The organism is Polynucleobacter sp. 80A-SIGWE (assembly GCF_018882295.1).
Lineage (GTDB): Bacteria > Pseudomonadota > Gammaproteobacteria > Burkholderiales > Burkholderiaceae > Polynucleobacter.
Genome location: NZ_JACVOR010000002.1, coordinates 336,185 through 351,890, shown reverse-complemented (window position 1 = coordinate 351,890; position 15,706 = coordinate 336,185). Strand labels below are relative to the sequence as shown.

Below are 15,706 nucleotides of genomic sequence, written 5' to 3'. Positions count from 1 at the left end.
TGGGTGTAATGCAAATTCTATTGCAATCACCCCTGCAACGGCAGCCTATTGGGACGGGCAAACCCTGATAAAGAGAACATTGTCTTTAATAGGATGTGCACTCATTCCCCTGAAACTGAGCCTGTACTACAACATTATTTTGAATTGAGAAGATGGTAGAGCAATATAAAGGTGTAACAGTCCTTCCCCAATAGCCACCTTGCACATAAACTCCATCATTGCGGGCATAAGTCAGATACCTTGTATTTCCACTAATGACAATGGATGATGGCACTCCCCAACTAGCCTCTAACGCTTGCTCAGATTGACCAACCCAGGTTTGTAGGTTTGCCTGATAATTCGCTACCGTAGAGCAGCCAACCAAAATTAGTGCGGCACACAAATAAAGCTGTTTTAAAAATCTCATGGGTTTCTTCACTTATTCCTCAGGAAAGTGCCGCAATGGCAGACTTGATTGCAGCAGGCAGTTCTTGAGCTAATTTTTTTCTTGCTTCTAAATTTGCTGCGGGAGTTTTCTGGGTCTTTTGAGACCAGGCTGAACCCGGAAAGAAGGCATCGTCTTTGTATCTAGGGATCACATGCCAATGGATATGGGGAACCATATTACCCAGCGCTGCAATATTGACCTTCTCTGGGTGCATTACATGCCTTACAGCCCCTTCAACCGCAAAGACCAAGGCCATGAGGTGCTCCCGCTCACCATAAGTCAGATCAGTCATTTCAGCGACATGCCGATTCCAGATCACGCGGCAAAAACCAGGAAGATCGGGATCGTTTACTAGGATCACACGGCAGTCATCACCACGCCAAATTAACTGACCCTCTTCAGGCTTGAGTTCTTCTTTACAGAGTACGCAATTAGTCATGGGAAGAATGTAAACGAAAACGGCATCTAAGTCACCCTTGTGAGGTAATTTAGATGCCGCGACAGTAAGGATATTACTGCTACTACGTACTACTTAGGGATTTCTTAGTGGAACTGCTCTTCTTCTGTAGAACCAGTCAACGCTGTTACTGAAGACTTGCCACCCTGAATCACAGTAGTTACATCGTCGAAGTAACCAGTGCCAACTTCTTGCTGATGGGATACGAATGTGTAACCACGATCACGAGCAGCAAATTCTGGCTCTTGTACTTTCTCGATGTAAGCAGTCATACCGCGCTGCATGTAGTCTTGAGCCAAGTCGAACATGTTGTACCACATGGAGTGAATACCAGCCAATGTGATGAACTGATACTTGTAGCCCATTGCGCCTAATTCGCGTTGGAACTTCGCAATTGTTGCGTCGTCCAAGTTCTTCTTCCAATTGAAAGATGGTGAGCAGTTGTAAGCCAACATCTTGCCTGGGAACTTCGCGCGAATTGCTTCAGCGAACTGACGAGCAAACTCGAGGTCAGGAGTACCTGTTTCACACCAAACCATATCAGCGTATGCAGCGTATGCCAAACCACGGGAGATCGCTTGATCCAAGCCCTTACGTGTTTTGTAGAAGCCTTCAGCAGTGCGCTCGCCTGTCAAGAATGGCTTGTCGTTTGCATCGTAGTCAGATGTCAACAAGTCAGCAGCTTCAGCATCAGTACGAGCCAAGATGATGGTTGGAACACCCATTACGTCAGCAGCTAAACGTGCAGAGATCAGTTTCTGAACAGACTCAGTAGTAGGCAACAATACCTTGCCACCCAAGTGACCGCACTTCTTAACAGAAGAGAGTTGATCTTCAAAGTGAACGCCAGCAGCGCCCTGCTTGATCAATGCTTTGCTTAGTTCAAATGCATTCAATACACCACCGAAACCAGCTTCAGCATCAGCAACGATTGGAGCGAAATACTCGATATAACCAGCGTCGCCTTTGTTAATGCCTTTGGCGGTTTGGATTTCGTCAGCGCGTTGGAATGAGTTATTAATACGCTCAACCATCTTAGGAACTGAGTCAACTGGATACAAAGATTGGTCTGGATACATCGCTGCGTATGAGTTACCGTCAGCAGCAACTTGCCAACCTGACAAGTAAATAGCTTGAACGCCAGCTTTAACTTGTTGCATTGCTTGACCACCAGTCAAAGCACCTAAACAGTTAACGTAAGCTTCGTTATTAACCAAGTCCCAGAGACGCTCTGCGCCATGCTTTGCCAATGTGTGCTCAATCTTCAATGAGCCACGGAGACGAATAACGTCTTCAGCCGTGTAACCACGAGTAATACCTTTCCAGCGTGGATTGGTATCCCAGTCTTTTTGTAGTGCTGCGATTTCTGCTTTGCGATCTGCCATGTTTTTCTCCCTAAGTTAAACAAGTACTTCAAATATTTGGACATTCAAGTCTTATGTCTTATATAAGAGTTTAAGGATCCAGGAAAAGCATGCAAGCACTATTTCAGTAAAAACTGAAAATAATTAATTCAATTAATTCAATAAGTTAAATGATAATTTTTATAATATGGAATGGCCATTCAAGGGGCGAAAGAATTCCAAACCTCAAATGTTGCACTGCATTTTACGTATGGGAATGTCTTTTCACATTATGAAAAGAAAGTAACTATCTAGGTAGTTTTTGGGGCGCTGATAGTAGCGACTTTGAATCCAGTCAAAATAATCATGAGCTGCAGGACTGCTACGCCAATGAATAAGAGCTTTGGCAAGCCAACATCCAAGAAGATTCCGAAGATTAATGGGCTTAGAGCAGCACCTAGATCGATGCCAGAGTAAACAATGCCGTACACCCTTCCGGATGACCCTGACGGTGTCGCAGAGCGAATCATCAAGTCACGTGATGGAGCAGCAATGCCCAGACCAAGTCCAATCACAATAAAAGCAATCACAATCAATTCAACTGGCACTAAACCGGTAGCCAATAAAAGACCCATCACGATATTGACGGTAAAGCAGATCGTAATAATGCGTTCGGGCACTTTTAACTTGGTAGCAAGATAGCCACCCAAAAGCATCCCTCCGGCACCACCCATAGACATGAGCGTTAAGTAGTAATTACCGGAACTCACGGCAATGTCATAGATCTTAAAAAGCGCGGTTGGGGCAAATGACTGCAGGCCTGTCGTTGCAGCCATGCTAAAGAAAAAGAAAATCCAGCAAAGCCATACAACCGGTAACTTCAAAAATCCAAAGGTACTCATCGGTGCCCCACCAGGATTGCTTTGAGCATGACTAGCCTGCGACTCCTCGCGCCTTGCATGAACATCATCAATTAAGCGCGCTCTACCAATCCAGAGAGTCAATAAGATCAACGCCTCAAGCACTGCAGCAGATAAAAAGGCAATACGCCAATCAGCGATAGTAGCCACAGCCACCATAAAGGCTGGAGCTGCTGCCCAACCGATATAGCCTGTTACCCCATGAATGGAATAGGCATAAGGCAAATTAGGCGGTGAAATTTTGTGATTGATCAGCGTGTAATCAACGGGATGAAAAACGCCATTGCCACATCCCGCTATTACTGCGCCCAAAACCAACATGGCATAACCATTACTTTGTGAATAAGTCAGTGCAGCCAATGCAAGCAAACCAACCCCAGCAAAAAGTACGGGGCGGGCCCCAATACGATCTACCAAAAAACCAGATGCTGCTTGGACAATGCAGGAGACCACAAAGAAAATGGTCATGAGCAGACCTAGCTCAGCATAGTTAAACCCAAACTCCGCCTTCAACCATGGGAACATGGGCGGCAGGATTAAATGAAAGAAATGGGAGCTGCCGTGAGCCAGGCTAATGAGACCAACAACCCGGACATCACTGGCGCGCCTCATTTTCAGAGCGTCAGTCATGTACCGAGTTTACTGGTGCAGGGAAATTCCTGCTGATATTGCTTTGTCTTACTTGCTAAAGCTAAAGTCGCCGTTCTTATCGACGTTCACAGGAACGGTGTCCTTAGGACCAAACTTGCCTTCTAAGATCATCTTAGAAACTGGGTTCTCGATATGTTGCTGAATCGCACGCTTTAGGGGTCTGGCTCCAAATACAGGATCAAAACCGACTTCCGCAATCTTGCTAAGGGCAGCATCGCTGACTTCCATCTGCATATCCACCTTTGCCAACCGATCCGACAAGTTCTTGAGCAAGATCTTCGCAATATTAGCGATGTTGCCTTTATCCAAGCCATGGAATACCACGATCTCATCAATACGATTGAGGAACTCTGGACGGAAATGATTCTTCAGCTCTTCAAATACCGCATCTTTGATCTCGGACTGCTTCTTATCAGTCATTGACTGAATGAGATGCGAGCCAATATTACTAGTCATCACAATCACAGTGTTCTTGAAATCAACAGTACGACCTTGGCCATCGGTTAAGCGGCCATCATCCAATACTTGCAAAAGTACGTTGAAGACATCGGGATGTGCTTTTTCAATTTCATCAAACAAGATGACACTGTATGGGTGGCGACGTACCTGTTCAGTTAAGTAACCACCCTCTTCGTAACCAACATAGCCTGGAGGCGCGCCGATTAAACGAGCCACGCTGTGCTTCTCCATGAATTCACTCATGTCGATACGAATTAAATGATCCTCGCTGTCGAATAAGAAACCAGCCAAGGCTTTGCAAAGCTCAGTCTTACCTACGCCTGTAGGGCCCAAGAATAAGAATGACCCGTAAGGACGATTCTCTTCAGCAAGACCGGCACGGGAACGACGAATAGCATCCGATACCGCACGAATAGCCTCTTCCTGACCAACTACGCGCTTATGAAGGAGCTCTTCCATCTTCAATAACTTATCGCGCTCACCCTGCATCATCTTCGATACCGGAATACCAGTTGCACGTGACACTACTTCCGCAATCTCCTCTGCGCCCACTTGGGTGCGCAAGAGCTTATTCTTGACCACGCCATCTTTATCGCCTTTTGCTTCAGCAGCTGCGGCAGATTTAAGCTTAGCCTCAAGCTCAGGCAGCTTGCCGTATTGCAATTCAGCAACTTGCTCTAACTTGCCATCGCGTTGCAACTTAGCAATATCAGCACGGACTTTTTCAATCTCTTCTTTGAGATGAGCGGCACCCAATACGGCACCTTTTTCCGCCTTCCAGATTTCTTCTAGGTCAGCGTACTCGGCGCCAAGACGCTTGATCTCATCCTCAATGAGGCCGAGACGTTTTTGTGATGCTTCATCTTTTTCTTTCTTAACAGCTTCACGCTCAATCTTGAGCTGAATCAGGCGACGCTCTAACTTATCCATCACTTCAGGCTTGGAATCAATCTCCATCCGAATGCGTGAACCAGCCTCATCAATTAAATCAATCGCCTTATCTGGCAAGAAACGATCAGTGATGTAACGATGAGATAACTCTGCCGCTGCGACGATGGCAGGATCAGTAATTTCAATACCGTGGTGCAGCTCATAGCGCTCTTGCAAGCCACGCAAGATGGCAATTGTTGCCTCTACGCTTGGCTCTTCCACCATGACTTTTTGGAAGCGACGCTCAAGCGCTGGATCTTTCTCAATGTACTTGCGGTACTCATCTAAAGTCGTTGCACCGATGCAATGCAGCTCACCACGCGCTAAGGCGGGCTTGAGCATATTGCCGGCATCCATTGCACCATCACCTTTACCAGCGCCAACCATCGTATGAATCTCATCAATAAAGATGATGGTCTGACCTTCGTCTTTAGCTACATCGCTTAAAACAGCCTTTAGACGTTCTTCGAATTCACCACGGTACTTGGCACCCGCCAATAACAATGCCATATCCAATACGAGGACGCGCTTGTTTTTGAGGGTTTCTGGAACTTCGCCATTAATAATGCGTTGGGCCAAGCCCTCGACGATGGCAGTCTTACCAACACCTGGCTCACCAATGAGTACTGGGTTGTTTTTACCGCGACGTTGCAAGATCTGAATGGTGCGACGAATTTCATCATCGCGACCAATAACAGGATCAAGCTTGCCCATACGAGCACGCTCAGTTAAATCGACGGTGTATTTCTTTAAGGCTTCACGTTGACCTTCAGCATCTGCACTATTCACTGACTCTCCTCCGCGCACTAAATCAATAGCCGCCTCTAACGATTTACGATTTAATCCATTCTCACGAGCAATCTTGCCGAGCTCGCCCTTATCATCTGCCACCACCAGCAAAAATAGCTCACCAGCGATAAATTGATCGTTACGCTTATTAGCTTCTTTTTCACATAAGTTGAGCCAGTTGCTTAAATCACGGCCGACCTGAACGTCACCACTAGTGCCCTGCACTTCGGGAAGATTGCCAATAAGCTTCTCGGTTGCCTTCTCAAGACCAGGCACATTAACACCGGCGCGAGTTAACAAACTCTTGGCACCACCATCAGAATCACGCAACATCGCCAAGAGCAAGTGGGCTGGCTCGATATATTGATTGTCCTTTGCCAAAGCAAGGCTTTGCGCCTCGCTGAGCGCTTCTTGAAATTTAGTAGTTAATTTATCTATTCTCATTTTTTAAGTCCTATCTACTACAGCTATTTTTTACATATATCTATCTATAGAATATAGGGGCATTCTTGATAATTTCAAGTCTGTTAGACCTCTTTTTAAGCGAATTTATCCCTATTTTGACCTGGCTTGTTTACCTCCTAGAGTGCTCTGATGGCAGCTATTACGCTGGCATTACGAACCGCCTAGAACATCGCTTGGCAGCCCATAATTCAGGGGATGGTGCTCGGTATACGAGGGCTCGCAGACCTGTAATCCTTTTGGCCACCCAAGAGCACCCAGATCGATCTGAGGCGTCTAAGGCGGAGGCTAAGTTAAAGAAGTTGCCCAGATCGGAAAAGCTGGGCTTTTTTGAAGTTTAGACTACAAATGTGAAGCGCCCACAGTCGGTGGACAGCATTTAGGGCTAAAGAATTACTTTTTACCTTGATACTTCGCAATACTCGCTTTGAGGTCTCTGTACTCTTCACAACTAAATAAACATGCCTTGTCGAGTCTTGCCAACATAGCCTCAGCTCCAGGTAAATCCTTCTTCATTAAAAGTAGCTCACCGTAATACTCCAAAGCAGCCCGATGACTTGGGTCGATCTTGAGTGCCGCCTGGTAGTACTTTTCAGATGACACTAAATCTGGTGGCTGTTTTTTACGAAGGCTGTATCCCATGAGATTGTTCCAGTCTGCCGAGTTGACTTCGTTTGCCGACTGCAATTGCTTTATTGCTTGATCATAATTATTGGATTTAATGCTGGCGCGGGCATCCGTTAGCCAAGCTGGATCAGACTTAGCTGGAGTACTGTCAGCAGCTACTGAAACTACCCAGGGTGCTATTGCAAGGGCAAAGGATAAAAATAGTTTGCTAATTAAATTACGCTTCGTTGCCTTAATCATGTGGGGCCTTATATTTATCCTGCTTTGTGCAAATAGTCGCCAAAACTAAAAATAGAGTTTGGTCCCAAAGGAACATCTTCTACTTTTTTAAATGGCGTCTTGATGACCCTCTGAATCTCACCCTTAGATGGCTTATGCACCTTCAATTCTGGATAAGAAAAAGTTTTGCGCTCTGGAGCGGTTTTGGCCTCACTAAATCGCGGCACATAATCTTTAATAGCATCAGAGAGGTTCATATTGGCCATGCAACCAAGCATATAAGTCTCCAAGGATTGATATAACTCACTTGCAATGTCGCAAGCCTCAACCTTACGCTTTTTGATGTAATTCATAGCCAGCACTACATCCTTAATGGTGACCATTCGCGGATCTTGCAGTAGCGTATAACCACCATTACGGCCCTTAGTACCTTTGACGATTCCTGCAGCACGTAAGGCGCTGAGTAAAAGCTCTATTCTGCTAATCGATAATTTTTGGCGTTGCGCCAGCTCTAATCCGGTAATGGGCTGAACGCTGTTTGAATTGGATGCAATATCAACCAAAGTATTTAGGGCGGCCTTCACTGCTGTATTGACGTTCATGATTAATTTAGCAAATATGTTGAATTGAATTCAGTATCAAGTTAAACGCTTCTTTCTGCAGGCCCCCAAGCTTTAACCCTGAGCGGCACATGGTTGCAATCAACCCAAATACGGTCTTAGCTCAGCAAGAAGATTCTTAAATTGCTCGCGCCTAAGAAACTGGCCAACCTCAACCCTTTGTCCCGTTTGCTCAATAAAAAATACTTTTTGATGCTCTTCCGGCTGAGATAGCCTGACCCAGCGAGTATTAAATTCAATCACCGTCTCCTTATAGGCAATAAATTTCCTCACAATTAAGCGGGTCCCGCTAATTTCAATCTCCTCAAAATCTAAAGCATGTCGGCAGTAAATCAAGAAGCCGGCAGTCACAGCGGTCAACTCAATAGCCGTGAAGATGAGGATGATTTTTACACCAGCCAATAGAAAACCAGTGGCTACAGTTAGCGAAAGGCAAACCAAGGCAATGTAGAACTTGAGCAACTGACCTGGGGTCAGCGCACAATTTCGTCTCATCTTCCAGGCTTTCATCATGGGATACGGATTTACTGAATTTGACGGCCTAGTTATTAGTTGCTTTGGCTTGTTTAGCTTTTTCAAGCTGATCAGCGCTGCGCTGCTGAAAATCAACCATCGGGTGATAGCCCATTTGGTAGCAAGGGCAATGCTTACCTAAAATCAAGCGCGCGAGCTTAACTCGTAATTTTTGAATCATGTTAATTCTCCTGTGAACACCATGCAATTTAGCTGAAATCTAGGATTGTTGCCCGATGGATCCAAGAAGGAGGCTATTCCTCGCGAGAGGAGTCTGGGTTACCAGGGGTTGGGTCAACGGAAGGGCTTTTTGCCGATAGGAGGGGTGGCGCGCTCATTTTCTCGCCATCCCAAACTTGGCCACACCAGCACTCCCCTGCTTCATTAATGATGCAAACCCCTGAGCCACAGCAACGTTTATCTGGCGCTTTCATGATTAACCTATTTGTCCTGAACAATTCATAATGAAGTCTATTCTAGGGTTTTTATCGTAATTGCGTACAAACTCCGCCTGGATTTACCAAGCATGAAAAACTCCTTATTCAATCAAGCCAACTCATCTGATCCAATATGCCTATTGGAAAAAGATGGGCGAGCTGAATATTTCAATCATTTTTATGACGCGGATGAATCTGATCATCTTTACAAAAGCTTACTGAACTCTCTTCCCTGGGAGGTGGACGAGATCATGATGTTTGGTAAGTCAGTAAAGACCGCAAGAAAAGTTGTCTGGGTGGGTGACCCAGAGTGCGCATACACCTACTCTGGAGTTCAAAAAACACCTCAGGCCTGGACTAATGAGTTATTGCAAATGAAGCATAAGCTTGAACAATTCACTGGCCATACCTACAACTCCTGCTTGCTCAATCTGTACCACAGCGGCGCTGAAGGCATGGGCTGGCACAGTGACGATGAGAAGGAGTTGGATGGCGCAAGTCCTATAGCATCAGTCAGCTTAGGTGCTCAACGTAAGTTTGCATTTCGCCACAAGCAAGATAAAACAACCTACCCAGTATTTTTGGAGCATGGCAGCCTGCTGATCATGCATCCGCCCACTCAAGAGCATTGGCATCACAGCCTTCTCAAGACGGCAACCATTACAAGTCCCCCGAATTAATATCACCTTTCGGAAAATACTTCCCCGAATATGAAAGAGCCTGGTTATTGTGTCTTGAGTTAGCTTTGAGGCTAAAAGAGATGGGCGCTAAATTACTTCCAACGCGCCATTGCAGCATCGTCAGTCACGCGTGCATCTACCCATTTACTACCTTCTGGGGTTTCTTCTTTTTTCCAAAATGGCGCTGCTGTTTTTAAGTAGTCCATGATGAACTCACAAGCTGCAAATGCTTCACCTCGGTGGGCGCTAGTGACAGCCACCAAAACAATTTGATCTTCAGGTAGAAGTGGTCCCACTCGATGAATGACTAATGTTTTATAAAGATCCCAGCGGCCTCTTGCTTGCTTGATGATTTCCTCTAGGGATTTTTCTGTCATCCCGGGATAGTGTTCCAGCGTCATGCCCTTGACTTGACTGCCGTCATTTATATCTCTGACGGTACCCACAAAAGTGACTACAGCGCCAACGCGCGGATCATTCTTACGAAGCGTTTTCACTTCAGTCGTGAGATCGAAGTCTGCCTCTTGAATGCGGATGGAATCGTTTTGCATCTCAGCCACCCGTAACCGGGGGGAAGAATGCAACTTCAGCACCCTCTACTAGCGGAGTGGAATCAGCCACCATCTCTTGATTTAAAGCGCAACGAATCACCTTAGTGCTAGCCAACACTTCGGCCCAAGGATTTCCCCGCTGAGCAAGATAGCCTCTTAAGTCAGCAATGGTTTTCACTTCCGGCGGCGTAGTGATGCTCTCACCAGAAAGTCCAAGGCCCTCTCTTAAGGAGGCAAAGAATCGTAATTCGAGTTTCATAAGGGAATCGTAATACGATTAGGCAAGGAGCGCGTTAAACGGAATGTACTTCACCAGCTCACCTGCTTTAAAGGTGTGTCCAGGCGGGCAATCTAGCAAGCCATCACCCCATGAAGCGCTTGTAAGTACGCCAGAGCTTTGATTGGGGAATAGATCTAACCCGCCCTGCGCATTGATCTTGACGCGCAGGAACTCATTGCGACGATCGCCTTTAAGCCAATCAAAGTCAGCGCGCATTGGGTAAGACTGAGGCATACCTGCATCTCGCCCCTGTAGCTTCAAAATAAATGGGCGTACAAATAGGAGGAATGTCACAAAGCTAGAGACTGGATTGCCAGGAAGCCCAATAAACCAAGTTTCCCCATCCCTACTCTCGCTTGACTTACGCACAGCACCAAAAGCCAGAGGCTTGCCAGGCTTAATCGCAATTTGCCAGAGATCTAATCTACCCTCAGCGGTCACAGCTGGTTTGATGTGATCCTCTTCACCAACCGATACGCCGCCAGAGGTAATAATCAAATCATGATCTTTGCTGGCCTTGCGAAGCGTTTCTTTAGTGGATTCAAGACCGTCAGGAACAATTCCAAAGTCGGTAGCATCACATCCCAAAGATTTAATACACGCTAACAAAGTATCGCGATTGGAGTTGTAGATGCCACCTGGTTTGAGCGGTTCACCCGGAAGAGAAAGCTCATCACCAGTGAAAAATGCTGCAACCCTGACTTTGCGCTTCACATTTAAATGCGTAAGACCAGCAGACGCTGCAACACCTAGTTCTTGTGGGCGCAGAAAAGTACCTGCCGTCAGAGCTACTTTTCCTGCAGTCAGATCCTCGCCTCTTCGACGAATCCACTGGCCTGATATTGGCGCAATATTGACCTGCACTTGATCGGTTGAGCCCTCTGGAATAGCGCAGTCCTCTTGCATGACAACCGCATCAGCACCTGGAGGAACTGGAGCCCCAGTGAAGATTCTGGCGGCAGTACCTGGCTCTAGCTGCGTACCCATCGAGCCCGCCGGAATTCGCTGGGCAATCTTAAGGGTGCTTCCAGGAGCTTGGGTATCCGAAGTGCGCACCGCATAACCATCCATTGAGGTGTTATCGAGTGGAGGCACGTCGACCAAGCTATTAACATTTTCTGCAAGCACACGGCCGAGCGCAGCTTGCATAGCGACCGTCTCACTCTCACCTACAGCTTTTGTATTTGACAACAGGTGATCTAAAGCCTGCTGAGCAGTCAACATCGGAGGCTTGGTCATAGTACTTTTTCTGAGTTAATTGACGTGGGCAGTAATGAAGTTTTTAACTTGATTGACATCAGCATCGATATTTTCAACGCGCTGGGGCTTTGACTTGATATCTTTAAATGCTGCTGGGCACTCTGCAGGACGACCCAATGCCACCTCAATCGTTTCTTCAAACTTAATAGGTAAGGCAGTCTCTAAAACAAGCATCGGAATACCTGCTTGCAAATGCTCGCGAGCAACTTTTACACCATCGGCTGTATGCGTATCAATCATCACGCCATACTGAGAGTCAATGTTGCGGATCGTCTCAAGGCGGTTTTCATGAGTGCTGCGGCCCGACTGGAATCCATACTTTGCAATATCTTTAAAGACAGCGTCTTTAGAAATATCAAAGCCACCCGCTTCGTCTACCTGCTTGAACATCCCAGCAGTTACCTTACCGTCTTTACCCATGAGATCAAATACAAAGCGCTCAAAATTACTTGCCTTCGAAATGTCCATGGATGGGCTAGAGGTATGCAAAGTCTCAGCAGACTTACGCGCACGGTAAACACCGGTTCTGAAGAACTCATCAAGAACATCGTTCTCATTGGTAGCAGCAATCAAATGCGCAACTGGCAAACCCATCATGCGAGCAATATGGCCAGCGCAGATATTGCCAAAGTTGCCAGAAGGTACAGTGAAAGAGACTTTTTCTGAGCTTGATTTTGTCGCGAGCAAATAACCTTGGAAGTAGTAAACCACTTGGGCAACTACACGACCCCAGTTAATCGAGTTCACAGTACCGATTTGATTGTTTGCTTTAAAGGCATGGTCATTGCTGACTGCTTTGACAATATCTTGGCAGTCATCAAATACACCAGCAACCGCCAAGTTAAAAATATTAGGATCTTGCAAGGAATACATCTGTGCGGATTGGAAAGCGCTCATCTTGCCGCGTGGTGAAAGCATAAATACCTTCACGCCTTCTTTGCCGCGCATGGCATATTCAGCTGCGCTACCAGTATCACCAGAGGTCGCGCCCAAAATATTGAGTTTCTGACCTTTTTTCTTAAGCGCGTATTCAAAGAGATTACCGAGCAACTGCATCGCCATATCTTTAAATGCCAATGTTGGTCCGTTAGACAAGCTCAATAAGCCGATACGGGCACCCTGCTCTTCACCCAGCCAATGCAAGGGAGTAATGTCTTTCGCATTATCTTCAGAGCGGCCATTGCAATAGACCTGCTCTGTATAGGTCTTGCGCAACAAAGCGCGTAAATCTGCCTCAGGAATATCGTCGCAATAGAGGCTCAAGACCTCATAAGCAAGATCGGCATAAGGCAATCCGCGCCAAGAATCTAACTGCTCTTTAGTAACCTGAGGATACTCAGTAGGCAGATATAAGCCGCCATCTGGCGCCAATCCGCCGAGCAAGATTTCTAAAAAGGATTGCTGTGGGCTATTGCCCCGAGTAGATTGGTAACGCATGCTTTGTATTAGGACAGATTTTCTAAACGGATCTTCACCACTTCACCGGCAACAGTTTTCAGATTCTGAATTTCCTGAATCGCTGCCAACATGTGCTTTTCTTTGGTCTCGTGAGTTAGCGCCACTAAATCAGTTTGGCTTTCGCCCTCATCTGCTTCTTTTTGCAAGAGCGCATCAATCGAGATACCGTGAGCTGCCAAAATCTTTGTGATGTCAGCCAATACGCCGGCTTGATCGGCTACGCGTAAACGTAGGTAATAACTGGTGGTGATCTCGCCCATTGGCAACACGGTGATGTCGCGTACTGCATCAGGCTGGAACGCTAAATAAGGAACGCGATTCTCAGGACTTGCGCCTAATAAACGAGTGATATCCACTAAGTCAGCAATCACAGCAGAAGCGGTTGGCTCTGAGCCAGCACCCTTACCGTAGTAAAGCGTAGTACCTACAGCGTCACCAAATACCTGAACGGCATTCATGGCACCTTCTACGTTTGCGATGAGACGCTTAGTCGGAATCAAAGTTGGGTGGACGCGCAACTCAACACCCGTTGTTGTCTTCTTAGCAATACCCAACAACTTAATGCGATAGCCCAACTGCTCAGCGTATTTAATATCAATGGCATCTAACTTCGTAATGCCTTCAACGTGGGCTTTCTCAAACTGCATTGGAATACCAAATGCAATTGCGCTCATGATGGTTGCCTTGTGGGCAGCATCTACACCTTCAATATCAAATGTAGGATCTGCTTCTGCGTAACCTAAACGCTGCGCCTCTTTTAAGACGGTCGCAAAGTCCAAACCTTTGTCGCGCATCTCAGAAAGAATGAAATTGGTTGTGCCATTAATAATGCCGGCGATCCACTCAATGCGGTTTGCAGTCAAACCTTCACGAAGCGCTTTGATGATTGGAATACCACCAGCAACAGCCGCTTCAAACGCAACCATGACACCCTTCTCATGGGCAGCCTTAAAAATCTCATTGCCATGAACGGCGATCAAAGCCTTATTGGCTGTCACAACATGTTTACCGGCGGCGATTGCCTCAAGCACTAAGTCTTTAGCAATGCCGTAACCACCGATCAACTCAACAACGATATCAATCTCGGGATTATCAATAACTGCACGAGCATCGCTCACTACTTGAGCGTGATCCTTAACCAACTCTTTGGCACGCTCTACATTCAGATCAGCAACAGTATTAATACGAATACCACGACCTGCACGACGCAAAATCTCATCTTGGTTGCGCTCGAGAACAGTAAATACCCCACCACCTACGGTGCCAATGCCTAATAGACCAACTTGAATCGGTTTCATGATGCCTTTGTTGCTGTTGAATTAGTCGCTTTACGACTATGTTTTTGACGATAACGCTCTAGAAAACGTGCCAGACGACCAATCGCCTCTTTCAGCACATCTTCATGAGGTAAGAACACTACGCGGAAATGATCCGGCTTGCCCCAGTTAAAACCAGAGCCCTGAACCAATAAAACTTTTTCCTCTTTCAAAAGATCGGCCACAAATTGCTGATCATCTTCAATCGGATACATCTCAGGATCGAGTTTTGGGAATAAGTACAAAGCGGACTTTGGCTTAACGCAAGTCACACCAGGGATTTCTGTAATGAGTTTCCAAGCAAGATCGCGCTGCTTAGCCAGGCGACCGCCTTCATTTACCAAATCATTAATGCTTTGATAGCCACCCAATGCCGTTTGTATGGCGTACTGACCTGGCACATTAGCGCATAAGCGCATTGAGGACAGCATGTTCAGGCCCTCAATGTAATCGCGGATCATCTCTTTATCCCCAGAAACCACCATCCAGCCAGCACGGTAGCCGCAAGAGCGATAGTTTTTGGATAAACCGTTGAAAGTGATAGTGACTACATCGGTAGATAAGGACGCCAAGGAGATATGCTTCTCTTGGTCATACAACATCTTGTCGTAAATCTCATCGGCAAACAGAATCAAGCCATGCTCACGCGCAATTGAAGTTAATTCTGTCAGCACTTCTTTGGAATAGATGGCGCCAGTTGGATTGTTCGGATTAATCACCACAATCGCTTTAGTACGCGGCGTAATTCGTTTACGTAAATCTGCTAGATCTGGAGCCCACTCTTTCGACTCATCACACAAGTAATGAACTGGAGTGCCGCCAGATAGACTGACAGCAGCTGTCCATAGTGGGTAGTCAGGGGCCGGCACCAAAACTTCATCGCCGTTGTTCAGCAATGCGTTCATTGCTAAGACGATTAATTCAGAAACGCCATTGCCGGTATAGATGTCATCCAAAGTAACGCCCTGGATGCCTTTTTCTTGGCAATACTGCATGATGGCCTTACGAGCCGCAAAGATTCCCTTGGAATCGGAGTACGCTGAGGCATTACCCAAATTGCGAATCATGTCCAACTGAATCTCTTCTGGAGGATCAAAACCAAAAACACCCACATTGCCGATGTTTAATTTGATGATTTTGTGACCCTCTTCCTCCATGCGCTGAGCGAGCTCCAGCACGGGTCCACGAATGTCGTAACAGACGTGATTGAGTTTTTCGGACTTTAGGATCGGTTTCACAATAAATTAAAGGGTAAGTTCTTGAAATCTAGGAAAAAACAGCTAGCTATAATCCTCATAATTATGACA

17 protein-coding genes are annotated in these 15,706 nt (G+C 46.3%); 2 read left to right on the top strand and 15 right to left on the bottom strand.

All coding sequences use genetic code 11. The features are described 5' to 3' along the window. Window positions 1-425: 425 nt before the first annotated feature. From ICN25_RS06590 to clpB, 4 genes are all read right to left on the bottom strand, one after another. Window positions 426-866, bottom strand: a complete 441-nt coding sequence (locus ICN25_RS06590; RefSeq protein WP_216180390.1) for an HIT family protein — start codon at window positions 864-866, stop codon at window positions 426-428. A 104-nt stretch (window positions 867-970) separates the two neighbouring features. Then, window positions 971-2,269: an isocitrate lyase gene (gene aceA, locus ICN25_RS06585; RefSeq protein WP_216180387.1), complete on the bottom strand. Its 1,299-nt coding sequence runs from the start codon at window positions 2,267-2,269 to the stop codon at window positions 971-973. Window positions 2,270-2,538: 269 nt separating this feature from the next. Beyond that, the gene (locus ICN25_RS06580; protein WP_216180384.1) at window positions 2,539-3,777 is read right to left on the bottom strand and encodes an MFS transporter; all 1,239 of its coding nucleotides are present in this window, start codon (window positions 3,775-3,777) and stop codon (window positions 2,539-2,541) included. 48 nt (window positions 3,778-3,825) lie between these two features. After that, window positions 3,826-6,420 carry an ATP-dependent chaperone ClpB gene (clpB, locus tag ICN25_RS06575; RefSeq protein ID WP_216180381.1) on the bottom strand — a complete coding sequence of 865 codons (2,595 nt, stop codon included), beginning with the start codon at window positions 6,418-6,420 and terminating at the stop codon, window positions 3,826-3,828. A gap of 65 nt (window positions 6,421-6,485) precedes the next feature. Between clpB and ICN25_RS06570 the strand changes: the two genes are divergently transcribed. Continuing rightward, window positions 6,486-6,779, top strand: coding sequence for a GIY-YIG nuclease family protein (locus ICN25_RS06570; protein WP_370624707.1), 294 nt, complete (start codon window positions 6,486-6,488; stop codon window positions 6,777-6,779). Between the two features lie 52 nt (window positions 6,780-6,831). Here ICN25_RS06570 and ICN25_RS06565 read toward each other — a convergent pair whose 3' ends face one another. From ICN25_RS06565 to ICN25_RS06545, 5 genes are all read right to left on the bottom strand, one after another. Beyond that, on the bottom strand, window positions 6,832-7,305 hold the full coding sequence (locus ICN25_RS06565; protein WP_216180375.1) for a tetratricopeptide repeat protein: 474 nt from the start codon (window positions 7,303-7,305) through the stop codon (window positions 6,832-6,834). Between the two features lie 14 nt (window positions 7,306-7,319). After that, on the bottom strand, window positions 7,320-7,886 hold the full coding sequence (locus ICN25_RS06560; RefSeq protein ID WP_216180372.1) for an Rrf2 family transcriptional regulator: 567 nt from the start codon (window positions 7,884-7,886) through the stop codon (window positions 7,320-7,322). 99 nt (window positions 7,887-7,985) lie between these two features. Beyond that, the gene (locus ICN25_RS06555; RefSeq protein WP_255536710.1) at window positions 7,986-8,399 is read right to left on the bottom strand and encodes a DUF2244 domain-containing protein; all 414 of its coding nucleotides are present in this window, start codon (window positions 8,397-8,399) and stop codon (window positions 7,986-7,988) included. Between the two features lie 46 nt (window positions 8,400-8,445). Further along, the gene (locus tag ICN25_RS06550; RefSeq protein ID WP_216180369.1) at window positions 8,446-8,598 is read right to left on the bottom strand and encodes a hypothetical protein; all 153 of its coding nucleotides are present in this window, start codon (window positions 8,596-8,598) and stop codon (window positions 8,446-8,448) included. Window positions 8,599-8,671: 73 nt separating this feature from the next. Beyond that, entirely contained in the window at window positions 8,672-8,851 is a 180-nt protein-coding gene (locus ICN25_RS06545; RefSeq protein WP_216180367.1) for a DUF1513 domain-containing protein, read from the bottom strand. A gap of 92 nt (window positions 8,852-8,943) precedes the next feature. Between ICN25_RS06545 and ICN25_RS06540 the strand changes: the two genes are divergently transcribed. Next, a complete protein-coding gene (locus ICN25_RS06540; protein ID WP_216180365.1) occupies window positions 8,944-9,534 on the top strand; it encodes an alpha-ketoglutarate-dependent dioxygenase AlkB in 591 nt (196 codons plus the stop codon). Window positions 9,535-9,626: 92 nt separating this feature from the next. Here the strand turns inward: ICN25_RS06540 and moaE are convergent, their stop codons facing one another. From moaE to ICN25_RS06510, 6 genes are read right to left on the bottom strand one after another with little or no spacing between them, the layout of a single operon-like run. Next, window positions 9,627-10,085, bottom strand: coding sequence for a molybdopterin synthase catalytic subunit MoaE (gene moaE, locus ICN25_RS06535; RefSeq protein ID WP_216180364.1), 459 nt, complete (start codon window positions 10,083-10,085; stop codon window positions 9,627-9,629). Between the two features lies 1 nt (window position 10,086). Next, window positions 10,087-10,344, bottom strand: coding sequence for a molybdopterin converting factor subunit 1 (gene moaD / locus ICN25_RS06530; protein ID WP_216180362.1), 258 nt, complete (start codon window positions 10,342-10,344; stop codon window positions 10,087-10,089). Window positions 10,345-10,362: 18 nt separating this feature from the next. After that, window positions 10,363-11,589 carry a gephyrin-like molybdotransferase Glp gene (gene glp, locus ICN25_RS06525; protein WP_216182146.1) on the bottom strand — a complete coding sequence of 409 codons (1,227 nt, stop codon included), beginning with the start codon at window positions 11,587-11,589 and terminating at the stop codon, window positions 10,363-10,365. A gap of 30 nt (window positions 11,590-11,619) precedes the next feature. Next, window positions 11,620-13,062 carry a threonine synthase gene (gene thrC / locus ICN25_RS06520; protein WP_216180360.1) on the bottom strand — a complete coding sequence of 481 codons (1,443 nt, stop codon included), beginning with the start codon at window positions 13,060-13,062 and terminating at the stop codon, window positions 11,620-11,622. A gap of 8 nt (window positions 13,063-13,070) precedes the next feature. After that, a complete protein-coding gene (locus tag ICN25_RS06515) occupies window positions 13,071-14,381 on the bottom strand; it encodes a homoserine dehydrogenase (protein WP_216180358.1) in 1,311 nt (436 codons plus the stop codon). Further along, the gene (locus ICN25_RS06510; protein WP_216180356.1) at window positions 14,378-15,637 is read right to left on the bottom strand and encodes an aminotransferase class I/II-fold pyridoxal phosphate-dependent enzyme; all 1,260 of its coding nucleotides are present in this window, start codon (window positions 15,635-15,637) and stop codon (window positions 14,378-14,380) included. Before ICN25_RS06510 ends, ICN25_RS06515 begins: the two co-directional genes overlap by 4 nt. Window positions 15,638-15,706: the final 69 nt, after the last annotated feature.

Coding starts and splice junctions, on each gene's coding strand:
- ICN25_RS06590 (WP_216180390.1), bottom strand. CDS start 866: ATGACTAATTGCGTACTCTGTAAAGAAGAACTCAAGCCTGAAGAGGGT.
- aceA (WP_216180387.1), bottom strand. CDS start 2,269: ATGGCAGATCGCAAAGCAGAAATCGCAGCACTACAAAAAGACTGGGAT.
- ICN25_RS06580 (WP_216180384.1), bottom strand. CDS start 3,777: ATGACTGACGCTCTGAAAATGAGGCGCGCCAGTGATGTCCGGGTTGTT.
- clpB (WP_216180381.1), bottom strand. CDS start 6,420: ATGAGAATAGATAAATTAACTACTAAATTTCAAGAAGCGCTCAGCGAG.
- ICN25_RS06565 (WP_216180375.1), bottom strand. CDS start 7,305: ATGATTAAGGCAACGAAGCGTAATTTAATTAGCAAACTATTTTTATCC.
- ICN25_RS06560 (WP_216180372.1), bottom strand. CDS start 7,886: ATGAACGTCAATACAGCAGTGAAGGCCGCCCTAAATACTTTGGTTGAT.
- ICN25_RS06555 (WP_255536710.1), bottom strand. CDS start 8,399: ATGAGACGAAATTGTGCGCTGACCCCAGGTCAGTTGCTCAAGTTCTAC.
- ICN25_RS06550 (WP_216180369.1), bottom strand. CDS start 8,598: ATGATTCAAAAATTACGAGTTAAGCTCGCGCGCTTGATTTTAGGTAAG.
- ICN25_RS06545 (WP_216180367.1), bottom strand. CDS start 8,851: ATGAAAGCGCCAGATAAACGTTGCTGTGGCTCAGGGGTTTGCATCATT.
- ICN25_RS06540 (WP_216180365.1), top strand. CDS start 8,944: ATGAAAAACTCCTTATTCAATCAAGCCAACTCATCTGATCCAATATGC.
- moaE (WP_216180364.1), bottom strand. CDS start 10,085: ATGCAAAACGATTCCATCCGCATTCAAGAGGCAGACTTCGATCTCACG.
- moaD (WP_216180362.1), bottom strand. CDS start 10,344: ATGAAACTCGAATTACGATTCTTTGCCTCCTTAAGAGAGGGCCTTGGA.
- glp (WP_216182146.1), bottom strand. CDS start 11,589: ATGTTGACTGCTCAGCAGGCTTTAGATCACCTGTTGTCAAATACAAAA.
- thrC (WP_216180360.1), bottom strand. CDS start 13,062: ATGCGTTACCAATCTACTCGGGGCAATAGCCCACAGCAATCCTTTTTA.
- ICN25_RS06515 (WP_216180358.1), bottom strand. CDS start 14,381: ATGAAACCGATTCAAGTTGGTCTATTAGGCATTGGCACCGTAGGTGGT.